The 16,441-nt window shown below is 64.9% G+C and carries 24 protein-coding genes; 5 read left to right on the forward strand and 19 right to left on the reverse strand.

The features are described from left to right. Positions 1–2: 2 nt before the first annotated feature. From ACIBG8_RS07440 to ACIBG8_RS07465, 6 genes are all read right to left on the reverse strand, one after another. Entirely contained in the window at positions 3–248 is a 246-nt protein-coding gene (locus ACIBG8_RS07440) for a hypothetical protein (RefSeq protein ID WP_397341730.1), read from the reverse strand. Then, on the reverse strand, positions 248–1,639 hold the full coding sequence (locus ACIBG8_RS07445; RefSeq protein ID WP_397341731.1) for a hypothetical protein: 1,392 nt from the start codon (positions 1,637–1,639) through the stop codon (positions 248–250). Before ACIBG8_RS07445 ends, ACIBG8_RS07440 begins: the two co-directional genes overlap by 1 nt. Beyond that, complete coding sequence (locus ACIBG8_RS07450; RefSeq protein ID WP_397341732.1) at positions 1,639–2,541, reverse strand: YqaJ viral recombinase family protein; 903 nt, start codon at positions 2,539–2,541, stop codon at positions 1,639–1,641. Before ACIBG8_RS07450 ends, ACIBG8_RS07445 begins: the two co-directional genes overlap by 1 nt. A 190-nt stretch (positions 2,542–2,731) precedes the next feature. After that, positions 2,732–2,980, reverse strand: a complete 249-nt coding sequence (locus ACIBG8_RS07455) for a hypothetical protein (RefSeq protein WP_397341733.1) — start codon at positions 2,978–2,980, stop codon at positions 2,732–2,734. A 5-nt stretch (positions 2,981–2,985) separates the two neighbouring features. Then, positions 2,986–3,309, reverse strand: a complete 324-nt coding sequence (locus tag ACIBG8_RS07460; protein WP_397341734.1) for a hypothetical protein — start codon at positions 3,307–3,309, stop codon at positions 2,986–2,988. A 24-nt stretch (positions 3,310–3,333) separates the two neighbouring features. Next, positions 3,334–3,693, reverse strand: coding sequence for a helix-turn-helix domain-containing protein (locus ACIBG8_RS07465; RefSeq protein ID WP_397341735.1), 360 nt, complete (start codon positions 3,691–3,693; stop codon positions 3,334–3,336). A gap of 231 nt (positions 3,694–3,924) precedes the next feature. Between ACIBG8_RS07465 and ACIBG8_RS07470 the strand changes: the two genes are divergently transcribed. Beyond that, the gene (locus ACIBG8_RS07470; RefSeq protein ID WP_397341736.1) at positions 3,925–4,443 is read left to right on the forward strand and encodes a hypothetical protein; all 519 of its coding nucleotides are present in this window, start codon (positions 3,925–3,927) and stop codon (positions 4,441–4,443) included. Positions 4,444–4,941: 498 nt separating this feature from the next. Here ACIBG8_RS07470 and ACIBG8_RS07475 read toward each other — a convergent pair whose 3' ends face one another. Continuing rightward, positions 4,942–6,150 carry an MAB_1171c family putative transporter gene (locus tag ACIBG8_RS07475; protein ID WP_397341737.1) on the reverse strand — a complete coding sequence of 403 codons (1,209 nt, stop codon included), beginning with the start codon at positions 6,148–6,150 and terminating at the stop codon, positions 4,942–4,944. Beyond that, complete coding sequence (locus ACIBG8_RS07480) at positions 6,147–6,683, reverse strand: hypothetical protein (RefSeq protein ID WP_397341738.1); 537 nt, start codon at positions 6,681–6,683, stop codon at positions 6,147–6,149. The genes ACIBG8_RS07475 and ACIBG8_RS07480 overlap by 4 nt, the downstream gene beginning before the upstream one ends. A gap of 102 nt (positions 6,684–6,785) precedes the next feature. Between ACIBG8_RS07480 and ACIBG8_RS07485 the strand changes: the two genes are divergently transcribed. Beyond that, complete coding sequence (locus ACIBG8_RS07485) at positions 6,786–7,229, forward strand: nitroreductase/quinone reductase family protein (RefSeq protein ID WP_397341740.1); 444 nt, start codon at positions 6,786–6,788, stop codon at positions 7,227–7,229. Between the two features lie 56 nt (positions 7,230–7,285). Here the strand turns inward: ACIBG8_RS07485 and ACIBG8_RS07490 are convergent, their stop codons facing one another. The 5 genes from ACIBG8_RS07490 to ACIBG8_RS07510 form a co-directional block, all read right to left on the reverse strand. Beyond that, positions 7,286–7,741 carry a hypothetical protein gene (locus tag ACIBG8_RS07490; protein WP_397341742.1) on the reverse strand — a complete coding sequence of 152 codons (456 nt, stop codon included), beginning with the start codon at positions 7,739–7,741 and terminating at the stop codon, positions 7,286–7,288. A gap of 629 nt (positions 7,742–8,370) precedes the next feature. After that, positions 8,371–8,568 (reverse strand): DUF397 domain-containing protein, encoded by a 198-nt coding sequence (locus ACIBG8_RS07495; RefSeq protein WP_397341744.1) that lies wholly within the window; start codon positions 8,566–8,568, stop codon positions 8,371–8,373. Then, the gene (locus tag ACIBG8_RS07500; protein ID WP_397341746.1) at positions 8,568–9,419 is read right to left on the reverse strand and encodes a helix-turn-helix domain-containing protein; all 852 of its coding nucleotides are present in this window, start codon (positions 9,417–9,419) and stop codon (positions 8,568–8,570) included. Before ACIBG8_RS07500 ends, ACIBG8_RS07495 begins: the two co-directional genes overlap by 1 nt. A gap of 65 nt (positions 9,420–9,484) precedes the next feature. Next, positions 9,485–10,093, reverse strand: coding sequence for a hypothetical protein (locus ACIBG8_RS07505; RefSeq protein WP_397341747.1), 609 nt, complete (start codon positions 10,091–10,093; stop codon positions 9,485–9,487). Beyond that, on the reverse strand, positions 10,090–10,497 hold the full coding sequence (locus ACIBG8_RS07510; RefSeq protein ID WP_397341748.1) for a hypothetical protein: 408 nt from the start codon (positions 10,495–10,497) through the stop codon (positions 10,090–10,092). The genes ACIBG8_RS07505 and ACIBG8_RS07510 overlap by 4 nt, the downstream gene beginning before the upstream one ends. Positions 10,498–10,598: 101 nt before the next feature. Here ACIBG8_RS07510 and ACIBG8_RS07515 point away from each other — a divergent pair, with 101 nt between their 5' ends. The 3 genes from ACIBG8_RS07515 (at position 10,599) to ACIBG8_RS07525 (ending at position 12,822) form a co-directional block, all read left to right on the forward strand. Next, entirely contained in the window at positions 10,599–11,849 is a 1,251-nt protein-coding gene (locus ACIBG8_RS07515) for a multiprotein-bridging factor 1 family protein (protein WP_397341749.1), read from the forward strand. 17 nt (positions 11,850–11,866) lie between these two features. Beyond that, positions 11,867–12,478 carry a 2'-5' RNA ligase family protein gene (locus ACIBG8_RS07520; RefSeq protein ID WP_397341750.1) on the forward strand — a complete coding sequence of 204 codons (612 nt, stop codon included), beginning with the start codon at positions 11,867–11,869 and terminating at the stop codon, positions 12,476–12,478. Between the two features lie 164 nt (positions 12,479–12,642). Continuing rightward, entirely contained in the window at positions 12,643–12,822 is a 180-nt protein-coding gene (locus ACIBG8_RS07525) for a hypothetical protein (protein WP_397341752.1), read from the forward strand. 71 nt (positions 12,823–12,893) lie between these two features. Here the strand turns inward: ACIBG8_RS07525 and ACIBG8_RS07530 are convergent, their stop codons facing one another. The 6 genes from ACIBG8_RS07530 to ACIBG8_RS07555 all read right to left on the reverse strand — a co-directional run bounded on the left by ACIBG8_RS07530 (position 12,894) and on the right by ACIBG8_RS07555 (position 16,438). Then, entirely contained in the window at positions 12,894–13,304 is a 411-nt protein-coding gene (locus ACIBG8_RS07530; protein WP_397341753.1) for a hypothetical protein, read from the reverse strand. After that, positions 13,301–13,864, reverse strand: a complete 564-nt coding sequence (locus ACIBG8_RS07535) for a hypothetical protein (protein ID WP_397341754.1) — start codon at positions 13,862–13,864, stop codon at positions 13,301–13,303. Before ACIBG8_RS07535 ends, ACIBG8_RS07530 begins: the two co-directional genes overlap by 4 nt. Before the next feature lie 195 nt (positions 13,865–14,059). Beyond that, positions 14,060–15,169: a DNA polymerase III subunit beta gene (gene dnaN / locus ACIBG8_RS07540; protein WP_397341755.1), complete on the reverse strand. Its 1,110-nt coding sequence runs from the start codon at positions 15,167–15,169 to the stop codon at positions 14,060–14,062. After that, the gene (locus ACIBG8_RS07545; protein WP_397341756.1) at positions 15,166–15,483 is read right to left on the reverse strand and encodes a hypothetical protein; all 318 of its coding nucleotides are present in this window, start codon (positions 15,481–15,483) and stop codon (positions 15,166–15,168) included. The genes dnaN and ACIBG8_RS07545 overlap by 4 nt, the downstream gene beginning before the upstream one ends. Further along, a complete protein-coding gene (locus tag ACIBG8_RS07550) occupies positions 15,480–15,704 on the reverse strand; it encodes a hypothetical protein (protein ID WP_397341757.1) in 225 nt (74 codons plus the stop codon). Before ACIBG8_RS07550 ends, ACIBG8_RS07545 begins: the two co-directional genes overlap by 4 nt. After that, on the reverse strand, positions 15,701–16,438 hold the full coding sequence (locus tag ACIBG8_RS07555) for a hypothetical protein (RefSeq protein WP_397341758.1): 738 nt from the start codon (positions 16,436–16,438) through the stop codon (positions 15,701–15,703). Before ACIBG8_RS07555 ends, ACIBG8_RS07550 begins: the two co-directional genes overlap by 4 nt. Positions 16,439–16,441 lie beyond the last annotated feature (3 nt).

The following is a 16,441-nucleotide window of genomic DNA, read 5'->3' on the forward strand; positions in this document are numbered from 1 at the left end:
GGTCACGTGCGGGTACGGCTCTGGCGAGCCCGCTGGGCGGACTTGCAGATGGGGCAGCGGCATCCCCAGTTGTGGTAGGCGCCGGAGGTGCCGTGCGGCACCAGCTCTGGATTGGTGCGAGCCTTCTCGCGGAGGTTGGCCCGAGTGATGCGGAGCCGCTCGGCTACCGCGGCTGTGCAAGGCTGGCAGCGGCAGCCGCTGTTGTAGGTTCCGGCCTTGCCGTGCTGGCGGGCCTTCTCGCGGGTCATCAGCTCTGCCCGTTCGCTTCGGTGCGGGCGGCCTCGGCCTGGGTGATGATCGTGGTCCAGACGTCGATGACGCCTCCGGCGGCGTTCAGGCTCTCGAGGAGCGTGGCGATGTCGGCCGAGGTGAGCTCATCGGGCGTGGAGATGGTGCGGCCAAGAAGGGCGGAGGTGTCGCGGAGCCGGTCTTCCTTGGTTTCCACGCCAAGCCCCTGGAAGAGGCCCCCGATCTGGGAGAGCTGAAGGCTGCGCTCGGCTTCGATTTCGGCTCGCAGCACTCGCAGCGCGGTGATGACTCGTGTGGCTTCCTCGTTCGTGAGGTCGCTGCTCGACGTGATCGGGCGGTTGAGGAAGTGGGAGAGGTAGGCGAACCGCTTCTCGTCGTTGGCGGCCGTGGAGCCCTTGCCCACTGCGGTGGTGACACCGCAGTCCTTGAGCAGCGCATGCATCTCGGCCTGCTGACTCTTACTGATCATCACGATCGGCTCAGACTCATGCTCCTCCTCGTCGTCGACCAACTCAGCCTCGTCGATGTCGTCCTCCGGCGCGGCCTGCGTCACCGGATCGGCCGGGGTCTGGGCCGCGAGGTTGAGGGCGTGCATGACCTGGGCTGCTTCGGCTCCGGTGAGGTCCTCGGTCTTCTGCACCGTTCGGCCCACGGCCTTCGTCAGGTAGGCGGGCGCGGTTTCCTTGGTGTAGCCCTGGGCGACCATCGCCGCGCTAATCTCGTTGCGCTGCTTCCTGGTCGCCTTGCCCGTCTCCTGGGGTCCGTCGCCTCGACCGGGGTTGACGCCGAGCGCGTCGCCGAGCGCCTGGCCGTGGGGCGGCTTCGCGTCCGTGATGATGATGGACCCGTCTTCGTTGACTTCCGCGCCGAGCTCTTCAGGGGTGTAGCCGACGCCACGCAGGGCTTCCTCGCAGGCTTCGCGGGCTGCTTCGGTGATGGCGCGGGCCTTGAGCATGGCCTCGGGGTAGTTCTGCCACACCTTCTTTGCCGTAACCCCGGCGGCCACGGCGCGGGCCCACGTCCATTCCGAGGTGAAGACAAAGTCGGGGTCATCAGCACGGACGATCGTGGCGACCGCCTTCTCCAGCGCGCCGGTCTGCGGATTGCGCTCGACCCAGATGCGCAGCCTGTGGCCGGCGTCCCGCACGAGTGCGGAGATGAGTCCGGAGGAGGCGCAAGCCCGGCCTTCGATGATGTGAACGCCGAGGATCGCGGCCATCGGGGAGATGCCGAGCGAGCGGCCGAACTCGACCGCATACAGTACGTTGCCCGGCTTGTTCCGGTACTGGGCTGGCAGGAGGTCCGACACGGCCAGAGCCTTGGCGTACTCCTGCCGTTCGACGAGGCTGTCCTCGCGATGGATCACGGCGGGCAGAGTCTCGGTGGTCATCAAAATGCTCCTATGAGCTCGGAAATGTCGGGCAGGGTCTTCTCGAACTTCAGGAAGGGAACGCCTTCCGCGCCTTTGGCCATGCGGATAGCGACCAGGTCGCCGTTGAAGTAGGCCCGGCGGGCGGTGCCCATCGCGACCAGCAGCTTGCCCTTGGCCGTCAGTACTGCTGCTTCTGCGGATTCGAGCTCCTGCAGCGCGTCGATCACCTCGATGGCCAGGCCGGGCTCCATGAAGTACTTGCCAGCGCGGTCGATCAGAGGATGCTGGCGGCGCAGCGACTCGTACGTGGCCTTACGGTCGTCCAAGTCGGGCACGTCTCCTAGGAGGAGTGAGGCCATGAATGACTCGCATCGTTCGCGGATCACGGCGGCGTAGTGCTCGTCGTAATCCACCACGTACTCGCGGAATTCGAGCCTGCCGGTGAGCAGGCCGACGCGGGTACGGCGGGCGCCGATGGTGTCCATCTGGAACAGCACCTGGACGAGGTAGTACAGCGGGATCTCGTCGGTGCCGGGCCTGCCCCAGTCGCGGCCGTCCGCGTCGGTCTTGCACTCGATCAGCTCGGCCAGCTCGTCCCCGGCGTACAGGAGCCGGTCCGGCGAGGTGAGCTGCCAGGGTCGGTCGTTATTGACCCAGGTGCCGCCCGGCAGCATCCGATACTCCGGGTGCCGGTCGGCCAACCAGTTCGCGACCGCGGGCTCGAGATAGTGGCCACGCGCCTGTTCCTTGGTCTGCGGTTCCGGTTCCACCAGTCCGGCCATCAGGCACCACAGGGAGAACGGCGACTCCCACGGCGACAAACCGAGAACTGCGGCGGCCTTCGACGCGGACATGTAGCGAAACCAATCGGGCGAGCCGGGCTCGATGGTCGGGACCTGGTGGGCGGTCAGAGCCGTCACAGACCACGCTCGCGCTCGTACTCCCACTCGCCGTAGCCGCCCAAGGCTGGTCCGCCGCGCCACGTCGGCACTGGACGGTACGGGTGACGCCGCTGCTGGGCGGGCTGGTCATCGTAGAGAGCTCCTATGTAGGCGTGGAGCTCGTCCTCGCTGGGCGGTTGCTCTCCCGGCGGATTGATGGTGGCGCTGGTCACGGGGTGGGCTCCGGGACGGATTCGGCGATCAGGACGTGGCGGCGGACCTTGTCGATCAGCGTGTCGGCGAGGTCGGATGCCTCTCGGGGGGTGAGGTCTTCGGGGAGGCTTTCCACGAGTGCGGCACGCAGCGGCCCGTAAGCGGGGCATGTCTCGTGCTGGTAGGTGGAGAGCGCGAGGATCGCGACGGGCTTGCCGTACTGCTTGCCGATGTCACGCACAGCGTGGGTCTCGACGTCGGGCATGGCCATCACTCGCCACCCGCAGCGGCCAGGAGAGTCTCGCTGCTCACCGGCTGGGTCTGGGCCGCGAGGTCGAGTAGCGCGATCAGCGGCTCCCAGACCGTCATGTTGGCAGTTCCGCTTGCGAGAGCGGCACGGGCCTGGTCGAGGCGGTAGGAGTGGCCGGGGATCTGCATCCAGGCGAGCCCGGCGATGTGGCGGTAGGCATAGAAGCGGGGGCTGCGATTGTCGGGCGTCCGCCGGACGACGACGTCGAGGTGGTCGGCGTGAACCACGGTCCACGTGCTTCGGCGGGTGCGGATGCTGAGCGTCGAGGGGATGAGTCGAGGCATCGCAGGCTCCTTTTCGGGTGAGGGCTACTCGGTGGACGCGCCGCTGGCTTGGGCGATGCGCTTGTTGATGTGGTCGAGCTCGGCCTTACGGCGTTTGAGCTCCAGCTGCACGAGGGCGAGCTCTTGCGTGGCCGCAGTGAGTTCAACGGCCACGTATCGGTGGAGCAGATGGTCTCGGAGAGCCTGGCGTGGGATGCGGAAGCTCTTCTTGTGGATCGGGATGTTGCCCAGGCTGTTGTCTCGGATGAGCCCGAGGACGGTGGACTCGCTCACGCGCATGGCGAGCGCGGCCTGTTTGACGGTCAGGATGGTCACGGCCGGGGGAGCCACCGCGTCGAGAATGCCGTCTACCAGGGCTTCTGCGCTTTCGGTGGTGTCGTTCAAGGGGTTCCTGTCCCCCATTTCGACCTTGGTTGGTGATGATCTACAAGCACAATCAGACGCTAGTCGGTTGTGCGCGAAAGTCAATGATTTTCGGGAAATTCTCGAAAAACACGTACGCTCTAGCGATGCTGGGAATTGCCTGTAGGTACTGGTATTCCGCGTACTCGCTGGTACGGTTGGCGCAACAAGCGCAAAAACCGCAGGATCACGGAAACCACGAAGGAGCAGGCTGTGACCACCAAGCAGAGCGGCTCACCGGCGCTGCCGCCCGAGGCGGTCCTTGTACGTCAGCTACGCGAACGGCCCAGCGCTCTGACTCGCAAGATGAGCCTGTCCACTGCGATGGAGCGCCTAGCAGAAGTCAGCGAGGACGGCGTCGGCTTCTCCGACGGCAACTGGCGCAACATCGAGACCGGCCGAAAGATCGCTCAAGACTGGGAGCTAGTGCTCATTGCACTCGTCGTTGGCGCGACTCCCTCACAGCTTGAGGAGGTCGGCCGGGATAGTGCCGCCAGCCTGCTGCGTCAGGAGATCGACAAGCGGGCCCAGGTTGAGCTAGCGGCGACCCGCTTCGACCTGAACGACATTCCACAGGAGACAAAGCAGAAGCTGCTGCGTCAGCTGGCCGAAATCGACCGCCTGCCCGGGGCAACCGAACAGGACCGCGTACAGATGCGGGAGGTTCTCTTCAACCAGCTCAACGCGCTGCTGGACATGCACGCCGCGACCTTGAAGCTCCGTTCCCGATAGAGGCCGGGACTTCCGACTTCATCGGCCTCCAACGCAGCGGCCCGCACGCGGTATCTGGGCCGAAGGTGTCACGCTTCGTCGCAGAGCCACCGGGGGAACTGCTCTTGCTCGTGCAGGACACCCAGCTCGTAGGCCGCGACGGCGGCGGCCGCACGGCCATTCCACCGACTCATGCGGACCACGCACACAGATGCGGGCAGGGGTACGCAGACCAGCCAAACCACCAGCAAGCTCGCCGAATGCGCCGTCACAGTTGACCGCGCACACATGAGGGCGAACGCGGCTACTGCGATGGCCCAGCCGGCGGCTGCGAAAGAGTGGCATGGGCTCAGTCTGGTCCGAGTTGGCGGCATGGGATTCCTCGCGTTCGTGTGGCCAACGGAGCGCAATTCGCAAGTAGAAGCGCTGGCGACTCTAGGTGAAAGATCCGGTCCGCAGGTGTAGGGGCTGGATCGTTCCTTTCGGCGGCACCCTTTCAGTGATCGTGGCGCCCCCGAGTCAGGGCTTCCCGGCCTGGCTGGAACCGGGTACAGGTGTGTCCATGAGTTCCTGCACGTGAACGGAAACGGCGGCCAGCCATTCGGCGTCTGAGTCGAGGTCTACCCCACCTTCGAATGCGGCAAGGTTCGCACGCTCCACAGTGGGCGTAGTGCCCTTGGCTTGCACGGCGTGAACGATGAGAGACGCCTGAACGTACCGGTCCCTCTCCGCACCGGACAGCTGCCGACGGTCGGCCTCGGCTTCAGCTGCCTCCGCAGCCTGCTGGTCATAGAAGGGCGCAAGGTTAATGATTCCTTCGCGAATCTCCATCACTCGGGCATACCGGGTGCGGTGAACGTGAGGGAGACCGAACCCGCGGCGAGGTTCTGAAAGGAGCGCCGGTGCGCCGTTCGCGTGGCCGTCCTCGCAAACGGCACGCCAGAGGAAGTCCAGTCGGCGCGCTTGGTCTCGGTGTCTGATCCATACCGGAACGCTCAAGATCATTCCGGAGATGGAGGCGTACCCGAGCCCAACGGTAAACAGCATGATGCCGAATCCGACGCTGTAGAGGTAGCCGTGGTTGGGGATCACCAGCGTTGGCGACGTCACCGATACAGATCCGGTCTGCAAGAACAGGACGACGACCTTGAGTGCAACACCCAGCAGCAGGAGGTAGAGCGACGCGTGGACGATCCACATGCCGCGCCGGACGTGGGTACTGATCGCCTGACGGGTGTACTCCCGCACCAGGCTCAGGGAGCGGATCATGGCGTAGCCCATGTACGCCATGGCGGCAAGGAGGAAGATCCGGCCGTGAATTTCGAAGCTGTTGGTGAGAGCTGCCGGGTCCTGGCGGATCTGCTTCGGGGCCAGTAGCCACGCGCCGGTCACTACGCAGCAGGCGATGCTCAACACAATCCGCTCGCGACGAGTACGGGACAACGCCGCGTAGCCGCGCAGTGAGTAGAGGAAGAACGCCATCACCAGGTAGGCGCACACCAGGGTGACAAGGTTCACCGAGAGCTTGGCGATGCCCACCTCGATCCCGTCCAGCGTGGAACGGGCTGCGGGCAAGTTGACGATGTTTGCTAAGAAGATCGCCACGATCGCGGCGATCACAGTTCGCAGAGGCAGGTCGTCGGGAGCTCGCCAGACCTGCACAAGCTTGACCGCCAGCACGACGAGTCCGACAACGACTACGACGAAACAGACGAAGACGGCGTTCACAGCCACCCCTGGTGGTGAATGAGCGAAAGGTGCGGGTGCTTGCCGGGGTCAGCCCGGTCAAGAAGACGGGGATGAGTCGCGTTCACGACGCTGGCCCATCCCAGGATGATCGTGGCTGTCAGCTCGGCCTTCCGACGCTTGATGATGGCGTCATGTATGGCGAGTTTCCGCTCCACAGGAGAGTTGACGGGTGGCCTGAGGGTGAGGCGTAGCCTGCGCAGGAGCACCCTGGTCATGGTTTGCCTGGGCTCCAGGTCAAGGTCGCCTTCACTGTGCTCAGCGATCAGCCTGCCCAACTGCTGCACGATGATGTGGTGCTGGTGCGGCAGCGAGGTTCGAGCCTCGTACACGATCGCGTGACCGCCTCCAGGTAGTTCGAGGAGCTGGCCAGTCGTTCCGTGCGTGTCGAAGGCCCAGGGCACCAGCCTGATGGGGGCTTCTCTCCATTCGGCGAAGCGCTGGCACAGGTCGTACACGTCCAGCGGCGGCTTGATGTTCAGCTTCCGCAGCAGTCTGCGACATTGACGCGCCACCGCGCGCTCGCTGACCCTCGTCGAGGGCTGTGCCCTTGTTCTCCATCGGAATCGCACGCTACCTTTGATCATCTTTTCCAGATACCAATGTGAGTGGTGGTCATGAACCCTCAGGACAGGGATCCGCGCGAGATCAATGCGTTAATGATCGAGCGGATCAAGGGGATGCCGGTGCGGCCCTACATCGAGGGCGGCTACGTGCTGCGCGTCATGGTGACGCGTGGTCGCCAGAGCGGTCAGGAACGTTCCACGCCGATCGCCGTGGTTCAGCTCGATGGCAACCAATTCCTGGTTGCTCCCAACCGAGAACGGCAGTGGGTGCGCAATCTCCTCGCCGATCCCACCTGTCGCCTGCATGATGTCGTAGAGCCGGTGCAGGCCGTGCTGGTTGACGGCGAGCAGGCTGCTCGGGTCATCAAGACATATCTGGCGGTGCTGGTCGATCTGCCGTGGGCTCTGCAGGCTTTCGCCTACGACCCCGACGCCAGCCTTGAGACGATCATGGAGCACATTGACCGCACGGCAGTCTTCCAACTTCACCCGTAGGGGCCGGATGACGGCCTGCGGGTTCACCGTTCCGGGTTCGCTCCGTGCGCGCGCCGTCATTGGGTACCGTCCCGGCGCGAGTCGTGCTCCAGCTCGGGCATGACAGGCTTGCCTTCCATTTTGGCAAGCTCGCCCGCGATGTTGATCAGACTCTGTCTGCCCAGCTCGGACAGGCTTCCTGCGCGCACAGCAAGGATCCGCAGGTCGCTATTGGCCATCGCCAGACGCAATCCAAGCTCAACTTCGGCTTGGGCTGCATAGCCGGCGTCGAAGAAGTACGCGATGTCCAGGCCAAAGAACTCGGCGATCGCAGCCAGGTGCTGGACGGTTACCTTGTCGGTCTTGCCGGTGCGCAGCCGCCATAGCGTGGTGTTCGAGATCGGCGTCCCCTGGCGGGTGATCTCCTCGGCCGCTTGCTCGTAGCTGTAGGGAGTTCCATCGTCCTGCAAGCCGGTGTTAAACAAGTGATCGAGCATCTCCGCCAATGGCCGGCGGTACGGCTGGCGCGCCATGCCACCTCCCCATCACGTGAGAGTTATACGATCTTCTGCGCGTCACGACAGAGTGACACGATCACCTGTGGGGCACAAGAGATAACTTGTGGCCATTTTGGCTCTGCAACTCCCGCGAGTGAGGCATGCGGTGAGTGGAAGCCTCATCTCCGACACGGTGACCCGGCTCTGAACAGCGGACTTAGGCGCACACCCCCTGTCTAGGCAGGGACCCCAAGAAGTCAGTACCGATGATAACGATCAGCTATCGCCGCACCTCGCGCCCATGGCACGGGAATCCCGAGACATGCAATGGTGTGACCATCGGGGATCACGGACCTCTTTCCCATCCAAAGAAGGCTCGCATGAGACGAACGGCCCGAGCCGTGGCGGCGGTCGTCACGCTATGCGGAGCGGCCACGGTGATGATCGCCAGCGTCGTCACGCCAGACGCGTTGGAACACCCCCTCCTGACATGGGCATTCGTTGTTCTCCTCGCCTCCGGCGCGCTCCTCGGAGGCCCTCTCCTGCCACGCAAGGGCCCGGTGCCTCTTCCCCCGGCGGACGCCTACCGCCAAGGACGAGATGACGCCCAAGGACGGGAAAGGTAGAGGCACGCGCTCTCGACACCATCACCGGACAAGGTGCCGTCACTCCTCCAGGTCGAACTCGCCATTAAGCATGCCGTTGCGGAAACACGCCCACTCGAAAGGCGTGAAGGAGAGCACGATGCCCGCACCCTCGGCTTTCGTATCCCCAACTTCGATGCGGTCGCCGATGCGGCGCACCTTGACGCAGCCATCTGCGGTGTCCGACCACGTGCTCTTACGCCACTCGGGAGTCAGCACTACAGCTCCTTCAGGATGTCCGAAATCAGAGCGGCGGACTTCTCGGGAGTCAACGCCAAAGCCGCGAGGTGATCGAAGCGGCGCTCGTACTCACGGACGGTGTCGATCCTATCGGCGACTCGTTCGTCCAGCGGCGTCTCAAAGTACACGTAGTCAGCTCCGCCGGGGAGCGATAACAACACGAAAGACCCGCTCAGACCAGGGTGCGCGCCCACCGTTTCTTCAAGCACCTGAAGGGTCAGATTCGGCCGATTGGAGATGAGAGTCAATCTCTCCAACTGCTCGCGCATGATGTCATGGGTGCCAATCCTGCGGTGGAGTGCCTGTTCTCCGAGGAGCGCGTGCAGTTGGACCGGGAGGTCGCAGTTCAGCAGGGCATCCTGTCTGGCCAGGCGCGCCTTGACCTGGAGCTCGATCAGCCGAGTAGAAGAGCCGTGGCGGCCGACGGCAAAGATCTCTCGCGCATAGGCGGCCGTCTGGAGCAGACCAGGAACGAGAAGGGGTTGCCAGGAGCGTTCGATCGTGGCTTCGGTTTCGAGCGCGATGTACTCCCCTATGACGGCGTCGTACTCTTTCCACCAAGGCTTCATGCGGGCCTGACGCGCAAGGTCGTTGCACGCTGTCCTGGTCTCAGAACTCACCTCGTACACGTCAAGTAAGTCAGCCAAGTCACCAGGCGTGGGCAGCGTCTCCCCGGTCTCGATTCTGGAGAGCTTGGTTCGGCTCCACGCCCGTCCCATCGGGCGTAGCCGAGCGACCGCGTCGATCAGCGTCAGGTCACGATCGGCGCGCATGTCGCGAAGGAGCTGAGCAAGGTGGCGCTGGCGCAGAGGAGGGCTGAGGCGCTGCATCGTGGATTGTCCATGCTGGTGGGGCGGCTAGTGACGGGATTCTTGCACATCGAGGAGCCTGCGGATTACGCCGACGATGGCTGAAGGTCGTCGAGCGTCACGAGCAGCTGCTTGGCGAGGGTGTGCTCAAGCTGGCGGAAGGAGTCGATGGTGATGAGGCGATTCCATTCGGCCACGCTCAAGCCCGTCTGGGATATCTGAACGACGTCGCCCACTACCGCGTACGGCGCAGCAGCTCGCACGGTATAGACGCGGGCCTCTGAACCAAGCCTTGGGCAGGAGTCCAGGGCCTCGGAAACGCAGCCCTGGCACGTGGGCGGTGCGTTCGTGAACGGAACCCCCTGCGGGGTCATCTCGGGCGATTCGGCCAGCACCCAGTTGATACGGCGGTCATCGTTCACTGCTGTCCCACCGCACACCTGACACAACAAGTAGAGCATGCATCGCCGCTGCCGGAGGGTGTTGACGAGCCTCCATTCAGGCTTGCCTCGACGATGCAGCCCCGGCCGGTACCAGAGCACACCCAGCATCCAGTCCTGCTCGCCCGCACCGACGAAACCAAGCCTCCAACCCTCGGTGGCGCCAGCGTCGAGGACGACGGCGAACGGACGCTGGACGCACTCCTCGTCGTAGGCGGTGACGTACGGGACGCGCAACCGCGAAACGACCGTCACTGTTGCCCAATGGCCAGCAGGCGGCCCACCCGCGTGTAGTCCTGCGGGGACACCATGCCAAAACCCTCAACGAACAGCACAGACTGCTCAGATGCCCACGGCTGCCACAGTCTCAACAGGCCGTCGAGGTCGGCCACGCCAAGCGCGTCCACAACCGCGGGCACTGGAGCCTTCTGTAGCAGGGCCCTAGTTGTCGAGGCCATCGCATAGCTGTAGGTGGTTTGATGCATGGCCGACACCCAGGCGACCTCGGCCAGGCGAAACCTCTCATCCCGCTCGCCGCGCCACGAGCCCATCAAGCGGCGCCAGCGCTCGAACTGCTCCGCGAAGGAGTAGGCCATCGCCTCACGGCAGGTCGAGACAGTCTTCGCCGCGCCATCGGCGTCGTCGGGGATCTCACTCATGCACCCATCACAACGGCGAGTAACGATGCGCAGACAGATGTCGATGGGGGACACTGAGGGACACGAGCGTGTCCCCTTCCCTGCTGATGAGGTGCCAGGACATGAGCGAAGCGGGCAGGCCCCCGGCCTGGGCCGACAGCATTCGCGACGAACGGCGCGCCAAAGGCTGGTCCCAGAAGCACCTGGCCGCGGAGCTGTTCAAGGCGGCGAGCACCTGCTCCGTTGTACTACCCGAGTTCGATTCCGTGGTTCGTCGGATCAAGTCCCATGAGGCCGGAACGTACAAACCGAAAGACCCGTACCCGCTGCTGTACTGCCGCGTGTTCGGTATCGACGAAGCCGCCCTGTTCCAAACCGTGCCCCAGCTTGCGGAACCCGCCGTAGACGACCTCATGGAGCACGCCTCGTGGGTCGAGCGAACTAACGTGGGTGACTCCACCATTGCCATGCTCGACGAGACCCGCTACCACCTCGGGGAGAGGCACACACTCACACCGCCTGCTCAGATGCTCGCCAGCGTGCTCCGCTATCACCGCCAGGTTCATGGACTCCTGCACGGCGGCAAACAGCGGCTCAGGCAGACCCGTGAGTTGTTCCGCATAGACGCTGACCTCCTCGCGCACGCGTGCATCCTCATGGGCGACCTCTACGACGACGAGTCGGCGGCGGTCTACGGTGAGGCGGCACGGCTGTCCGCAGAAGAGGCCGACGCAAGCCAGGCCGCGGCACTGAGCGCCCAAGCGAAGACAGAGCGCTGGCGACGCCGGTATACGACGTCCGCCGATGCTGCTCGTCGCGGTTTCGATTGCAGTCCGGCCACCCCGCTGCGTGTGCTCCTGGCGTGCCAGGAGGCGAACGCGGCGAGCCTGCTGGGTGACTTCTCGCGTGCCCAGGCCGCGCTCTTCCGCGCGGAAGATGCTGCCCAGGTAGTCAGCGACGATTCCGGAGTGACCCCATGGTCCTGTCCTGCGCCGCGCCGATCCCTGTATGCCCTGTCCGTGGCCCTCCAGGCTGGGGACGCGAGAGCGGCCCTGGACGCGGCGGACGCGGCTGAGAGTGCGTGGGCTGATGGAGTTCCACGGGTTGTCGCGTCGTGGGCGCAGGTGCGGTTCGGCGCGGGGATCGCCTACGTGATGATGAACGATGTCGAAGCGGCGGCCGAGCACATCGCCCCTGCGCTACTCCTGCCACCCGAGCACCGACTGGCCACGATCACCAGCTATCTGGTGCGCATGGACTCGCGCCTGCAAATGCCTCAGTTTCGCGGCTCCGATACGGTGTCCACCTTGCGCGAGCAGATCAGTGCATTCACCTCAGCTCGCGCTCTTCTTCCCGCCACGGAGGACGCGTGAGCCCCCTACCTGTACAGATGGCAAACCGTTGGGAGCTTCGCCGATCCCTGATGCTGCCGCCCGGCCAGGGCTTGCTCTACTGGCACGTGCTGCTGGGAGACGAGCCTGATGCGGTGGCCATCGTGCAGGAAGCTCAGGCTCGCCTCGGTGGGCTGTCCGGGCTCGACCTAGTACCGCTCACCCACATCCATCTGACGGTGCTGGTCGCTGGCTATTCTCACGAGATCACCAGCGCCCAGGTCGACGAAATGGCTCGGGAGGCTGGGCGTGAACTGGCCGAGGCCGAACCCATTTCGGTGACCTTAGGCCGAGTGCTGTACCACCCGGAAGCGATCATCTTGGCGGCTCAGCCCGCCGAGCGGCTAGCGCCGCTCCTTGAGGCGGCTAGGACGGCTACCCGCGCGGTCACTGGTCAGGAAGGACGCCTCGCTCACGACTCTTGGACGCCCCATGTGACCGTGGCCTACAGCAGTGCAAACGGACCAGCCGCACCCATCATCAATGCGCTCGGAAAGCGGCTCCCCGACCGAGAGGTGACAGTCCACAGCCTCAGCCTCGTGGCGCAGGATGGGCCCGAAACGACGTGGGAGTGGCAACCCCTGGCAGAGGTACGGCTCGACTCCGCGTGATCAGCACCCTGTTTGTGAGCTGATCGCCTAAGGATTCGGCGTCGTGGGTGCCGCACACCCTCGACAGAGCGGACTTTCCCCTGTTCAGATAGCCCGTCCCATCTACCCCAGAATGCGAACATATGCTCTAATATGTGGCCTAACTGCGCACTTGGAGGCCATCTATGCCGTTCCTGGACTACGCCGACACCATCCTCGCTGTCGTGGCGGCAGGAGGATGGGCCTTGGCCGGCGTGGTCATCTGGCGGCATCGCCGGAAAGAAGCCAACCGCAGACAGGCGTACGAGCTGGGAATGCTTCACGCACAGGAGATGACGGAGGACTTTCGCGCCGTCCAGCGCTGATGAATGAAGCCCCCGACGGATCGCCGGGGGCCGGTGCGGATGTGATGACATTCAACGCCCGCAAGCCGAATTTAGCGGCTGGTGCCGCCGTCCACAATCTGCCGGAGCTCGTAGATCGTCAGACCTACCCCAGCCGGGTCGGCGTTCCTCGTCATGTCCACGATGTCCTGCCGCTTCACCAGCGGCCGGGTCGTGGACGGCTCAATGAGCGGCGGTTGGCAGGCCGCGATGATGGCCTCCTCCATGGCGGCACGCGCCCGATAGAAGGTCTCGATCGCCGTAGACAACTTGTCGGCCGCCGCCTGCTGCTGTTCGGCCAGAGTCGGCCAATCGTGCGCCCTGGCTCGCCGGTCCTCGGCATCCCAGCGGTAGGCGGTGGCCACGGGGATCTCCAGATCGGCGGCGGCCTCCGGCACGCTCTTGCCCTGGCGGAGGAGTGCAGTCAAGGCTTCCCGCCGCGAGACCTCTATCATGATCGTCATGATATCGCCTTTCTCTTGAGAATCTCGCTGACGTGGTCGTTGTAGTAGGCCAAACTCCACAAGGACCCGCAGCCACCCACGGCAGCGTCGCACTCGATCCACTCCTCCCCCGCCGTACGGATCAGCGCGCGAAGGTCACACGACGGGCAGGGGCCGATCAGTTCCTGCACGTGGACCGTCCACGGGGCCAGCCCGTGAGCTGCTCTGCGCAGTGCGCCGATCTCCTCCATGAAGTCGACGATCCACTCCCTGCCAGCGGCCCACTCCACGTGCCGGGCGAGAAGCGCGGCAAGCTCCGCAACGCCTGCGGTGATGGGGTAGACGAGGCCCCGGTGCTCGCAGATCAGCCACGTCCAGCTCTTCAGGGTGCTGGGAATCGACGGCGGACCTACCTGATCATCGTCGTCCCCACGGTACGGCACGGAACCGTCGTTGATCATGCAGAGGACATCCAGCCGTGCGGGCACAGGCGCTTCGGTTCGTCCGCCGGAGACCTTGTCACCGCCGCTGGTTCCTGGCATCACGTGCTCGCTGAGCCAGCGGTGCAGCGCAGGCGTCACGCCCAGGTCGCGCCGGAGCCGGTTTGTGCACGGAAGGCAGATCAGCTGCCCGTCCGCAGCCTGCCGGGGATCGCCGTCTCCGCCGCAGCGGGGGGCAACGCACAGGGTGGTTTGGGTCAAGGGGCTCCCTCCAGTCATGGGCGAGGTTATTCCGCAAGCGAAACCGCTTGCGGAATGACCCTCCATTGTGGCTGGTCACCCCAACCGCAGCGCCATGACGAGGTAGCGGTACTCCGGATGGTCGGCGTCCTCGGTCACCATCACAGGCTTTGCCGGTTGGTTCATGCCAAGACGAACACGCGGCGTGTCCACGCCGACGAGGCCGTCCAGCAGGAAACTCGGCTGGAATCCGACGGTCACAGGCGGGCCCGACACATCCGCCTCCACAGATTCAGTGGCTCTTCCGAGACCACCGCCACCGGCCTCAACGAGCACCTGGCCGTCGCTGAACGACAGCCGCACCGCCGTGCTCTTCTCCGCCACCAACCCGATGCGCTTGACCGCCGCGATGAGCGAGGCCCCGTCGACCTGGGCCCAGGTCTGATAGTCGAGCTTGAGCCGGGCCCGGTAGTCGATGTAGTCCTCGCCCAGCATCCGGATCGTGGTGAGGCGTCCGGCACCGGAGATCGACACCAGTTTGTCGTTCCAGCCGATCTCCGCCTGGCCTGAGCCGTACCCCTTCACGGTGCTTTCCAGCTCCGCAGCCGGCACCATCATGAACGCAGGCGGAGCCGCCTTCTTGCCCTGCGGGGGGATCGTGGACCATGCGAAAGTGCGGCCCGCAATCCGGTACCGGTCAGTGGCGGCGGCCCACACGTTCTCGCCTTCGATGTCAAAGCGGACGACGCACAGCATCGGGAGCGTGGTGTCCTTCGACGCCGCTGCGGTGACCTGTCCGGCTACCTGCTGGAGCAGCGCGCCGCTGACGACCGCGCTCGGGTTCGGAGGCGCGGGCAGCTTCGGGTAGTCGTCAACGGGCATGGTGAGTAGCCCGAATTCGGCCGTACCGCAGCGCACGATCATCTCCGCCTCGGACAAGGACAGTTCCACCGCCTTGCGTGGCAGGCTCTTGCACACCTCGACGAGCAGCCTGGCGGGCAGCAGCGCCCGTCCTGGCTCGGCGACCTGCGCAGTGATGTCACACTGCGCGGATATTTGATAGTCGTAGGCCGACAGCCGCAGCTTGTCGCCTTCTGCTTCCAGCAGCATGCCCGACAGGACCGGCGAGACAGGTCGGGATGCGACGGCCCGGCCGGTCCAGGCGACAGCGTCGCGCAGGAGCGCGAGGTCGAGCGTCACCTTCATGATGTCGACGTCTCCTTCTTCCTCTTCCGGGGCTTCATAGGCTTCAGCTCGTCTGGCTCGCCGAACAGCTCCTCGGCCATGGACGGGTCATAGCGCCGCACACACTCCTCGCATGAGGAGAAGCCCCCGGGTGAGGAGGCGGCGCGGAGATTCAACCAGCCGGATCCTTCGACCAGCGACAAACCTTCGGCGATCCAGTGGCAGTCGGCGTGGACGTGACCGATGGAGCCCTCTGGGTACCACGGCCTGACCCAGTCGTTGAACTGTGCCCAGCTTGAGCCAGCCAGCGTTTCAGCTTGCGGTTGCGCCGTCACGCGTGAAGCTCTTCGCTCTCGATGGCCAAGGCAACCGGAAGACCCAGCGCCCACACGTGGACCTGGTGTCCTGGCAGGGGGCGACGGAGGTACTCCATCGCCATGGACAGACAGCCGAGCAGAATGTACTCGCCAACCCAGTAATTCATCCTCACCACGTGCGTGACCGGGACAGCGTCCTCGCAGTGCTCGCACAGCACCGGCCGACTCAGCTCGCTCATGATCGGCCTTTCTGCGGGTGGCGCTTGACGACCTGGAAACCAGCTCGTGCCACCGCGAAGCGTGCGACGAACGACCGCGTTTCATCCCAGCCGCCGCTATCGGGCTCCTCGACCAGCTCGCCGTCGTACAGCAGCCCGCAGTACGGGCACATGATCGCGGCTAGTTCCTCAACATCGGCTTCGAGTTCGACCGGTCGACCGCAGCACGGCACCGCCGCCACATGCCGTAGACCGACGAGGTGGTCCACCTCCCGGAAAATCGTCCTACCGGCTATCAGGTCCGTGGGACGAACCGTCTCGCTCCGCTGGATTGGCGGGAGCACCGGTACCTGCTTTGGCGGTTCGTCTCGCTTGACGATGTCCAGGTCGGCGCGGTGCAAGGCCATGTCGATCTGGTCGGCCAGGAGCATCGCACGCACTGCGTCCATCCCCTCCCCCGCTGTCGCTAGGACGGCGGCGATTATCTCGACCGGGATGCTGAGCTCTGGCATGACCCGGGCACCGCCCCCAGCCAGCGCGCTGCGAGCGGTGACGACGATGCGCCTCACCAGATCAGCCACCTGGACATGGTTGCCGAGCACCACGAACTCGTCGCAGTTGTATGGCACGGCCAGCACCAGGACGTGGCTGGCCTCCGCAGGCGGCGAGCCCGCGAACAGGTCCTCCCGCTGGTCTGCGCGCAGCAATGCGGCGGTGACCCGATCCGCGTCCGCCGTCATCGTGTAGGTGCCCACGTG

This window comes from Nonomuraea sp. NPDC050556 (assembly GCF_044457355.1).
Lineage (GTDB): Bacteria > Actinomycetota > Actinomycetes > Streptosporangiales > Streptosporangiaceae > Nonomuraea.

What these genes read in the sequence shown, in the direction of transcription:
- ACIBG8_RS07525 (WP_397341752.1), top strand. Translation starts at nt 12,643, where the DNA reads ATGCCGTTCCTGGACTACGCCGACACCATCCTCGCTGTCGTGGCGGCA.
- ACIBG8_RS07455 (WP_397341733.1), bottom strand. Translation starts at nt 2,980, where the DNA reads ATGCCCGACGTCGAGACCCACGCTGTGCGTGACATCGGCAAGCAGTAC.
- ACIBG8_RS07500 (WP_397341746.1), bottom strand. Translation starts at nt 9,419, where the DNA reads ATGCAGCGCCTCAGCCCTCCTCTGCGCCAGCGCCACCTTGCTCAGCTC.
- ACIBG8_RS07515 (WP_397341749.1), top strand. Translation starts at nt 10,599, where the DNA reads ATGAGCGAAGCGGGCAGGCCCCCGGCCTGGGCCGACAGCATTCGCGAC.
- ACIBG8_RS07510 (WP_397341748.1), bottom strand. Translation starts at nt 10,497, where the DNA reads ATGAGTGAGATCCCCGACGACGCCGATGGCGCGGCGAAGACTGTCTCG.
- ACIBG8_RS07460 (WP_397341734.1), bottom strand. Translation starts at nt 3,309, where the DNA reads ATGCCTCGACTCATCCCCTCGACGCTCAGCATCCGCACCCGCCGAAGC.
- ACIBG8_RS07530 (WP_397341753.1), bottom strand. Translation starts at nt 13,304, where the DNA reads ATGACGATCATGATAGAGGTCTCGCGGCGGGAAGCCTTGACTGCACTC.
- ACIBG8_RS07490 (WP_397341742.1), bottom strand. Translation starts at nt 7,741, where the DNA reads ATGGCGCGCCAGCCGTACCGCCGGCCATTGGCGGAGATGCTCGATCAC.
- ACIBG8_RS07520 (WP_397341750.1), top strand. Translation starts at nt 11,867, where the DNA reads ATGGCAAACCGTTGGGAGCTTCGCCGATCCCTGATGCTGCCGCCCGGC.
- dnaN (WP_397341755.1), bottom strand. Translation starts at nt 15,169, where the DNA reads ATGAAGGTGACGCTCGACCTCGCGCTCCTGCGCGACGCTGTCGCCTGG.
- ACIBG8_RS07485 (WP_397341740.1), top strand. Translation starts at nt 6,786, where the DNA reads ATGAACCCTCAGGACAGGGATCCGCGCGAGATCAATGCGTTAATGATC.
- ACIBG8_RS07440 (WP_397341730.1), bottom strand. Translation starts at nt 248, where the DNA reads ATGACCCGCGAGAAGGCCCGCCAGCACGGCAAGGCCGGAACCTACAAC.
- ACIBG8_RS07445 (WP_397341731.1), bottom strand. Translation starts at nt 1,639, where the DNA reads ATGACCACCGAGACTCTGCCCGCCGTGATCCATCGCGAGGACAGCCTC.
- ACIBG8_RS07550 (WP_397341757.1), bottom strand. Translation starts at nt 15,704, where the DNA reads ATGAGCGAGCTGAGTCGGCCGGTGCTGTGCGAGCACTGCGAGGACGCT.